General features: G+C 60.5%; 1 pseudogene. It reads left to right on the top strand.

The features are described 5' to 3' along the window. A pseudogene (locus tag A3H92_12135) lies at window positions 1-1,746 on the top strand (hypothetical protein).

The raw sequence follows: 1,746 nt of genomic DNA, 5'->3' as shown, positions 1-1,746 counted from the left end.
GGCAACGCCCAGACCAGCAACTTCGGCGGCAGCGACACGGTTAACGGCGGCGGCGGCATCAACCAACTGGCCTTCGACAATCTGGTCAACACCGTCATCAAGGTGACGGCTGACGGTAGTATGTATCACAAAGGCACAGTCACGGTGGATGCCAACGGCTTGGTCATAGCCGGCAACGATACCGTCAACACCATCGGTTACGACAACATTAATCAGCAACTGTTCTCGAACGGCGATGTCATCAACGCCTTCAATAATACTTCGGCGACAGCCTTTAATCAGTCGGCGCTGGGGTTATTGGGCGATATCTTCGTGATGCCGCCCCTGGACCTCGGAGAAACCGGCTATGCGGTGGCCGGCAATGCAAGCGGCGCCGGCGCCACCAGCGGCAATGATCTCTTCACCATCTCGACCGCAAATTACGCCAACATGGTCGGCATGGTCGCCTTCGGTAACGGCGGCAGCGATACTTTCCTCATCCAGACCGGCGGCGATATGATGCTGATCGGTGGCGACGGGACCAGCAACGTATTCGATTTCAGCAACGCGAGCCTGTATTCCGCCCTCACGACGGGGGCCAATCAGGGACTGAACGTCTTTTTGTCGGGTAACGACGGGTTCATCTTCGACCGCATGGCGGCGGGGCCGGGGGGCAATTTAAACGCCATAATAACCAGTGTCGAAACGGTGAAAACCTCGTCGGGCAACGATCTGGTCAATGTTATGAGCGGCACGACCGGCTGGCTCGATTTGGGCGCCGGCAATGACGATGTGACAATAAGCGGCGGCACGGTGACCAGCATCACCGGGGGAACCGGCAACGACGCCATAGCGGTGACCGGAACCGGGTCGATAGGCAACATCGACGGCGGCGGCGGCAACGATTCCATCGACCTGAGCGGCCTGTCGGCCGGCGCCACCATTGCCTTCACCGATTTTGACAGCATCCTTGGCGGCAGCGGCAACGACACCTTTCAGTTCCTGAACTTCACCGGGCTTTCGTCGGTGAACGGCGGCAGCGGGACCGACACCGTTGAGTACACCACCTCGGGAGGCAATGATACGCTGGCGGCGACGCTTGCCGGCGTCGAGAATTTGACCCTGGCCGGGGGCAACGAATCAATTACCATTTCAACTGCGGTGAGCGGACTTACCGTCACCGGCGGCGCAGGGACCGACACGTTGACGCTGGGCGCGGCAAGCACGGTGACTGTAACCGGCGTCGAGACCGTCAACGGCAGCACGGGCGACGACAGCGTGACGGTCAGCGGGACGGGCGCGGCGACCATCACCGGCGGCGACGGTAATGACACGATCACCGGCGGTGACGGTAATGACACCCTGATCGGCGGGGCGGGGAATGATGTGATTGACGGCGGGACAGGGAATGATACGATCACCGGTGGGGCGGGCAATGACAGCCTGACGGGAGGCGCGGGCGGCGACGTATTCAAGTATACCGCCACCACCGAGGGCGCCGACCTCGTCGCCGATTTCGTGACCGCTGCGGATAAATTCCAATTCTCCCGCGCCGCCTTTTTTGGCGACGATGATGGCAGTCCCGACGGCTTGCTCGATGTTAACGGCGTCAACGGCTATACCGGCGCGGGCGCGTTTTCATCCGGGTTGTTTGCGTCGGCGCCGACAGCGGCGTCTGATGTTCGCTTTTTCTTCGACACCACCGGTTCCGTGAATAATCTTTATTACGATGCGGACGGCGACTTCTCCGCAGGCAGTATTCTCATT

It is taken from the genome of Rhodospirillales bacterium RIFCSPLOWO2_02_FULL_58_16 (assembly GCA_001830425.1).
Classification (GTDB): domain Bacteria; phylum Pseudomonadota; class Alphaproteobacteria; order Rhodospirillales; family 2-02-FULL-58-16; genus 2-02-FULL-58-16.
This window is presented reverse-complemented; position numbering and strand designations above follow the sequence as displayed.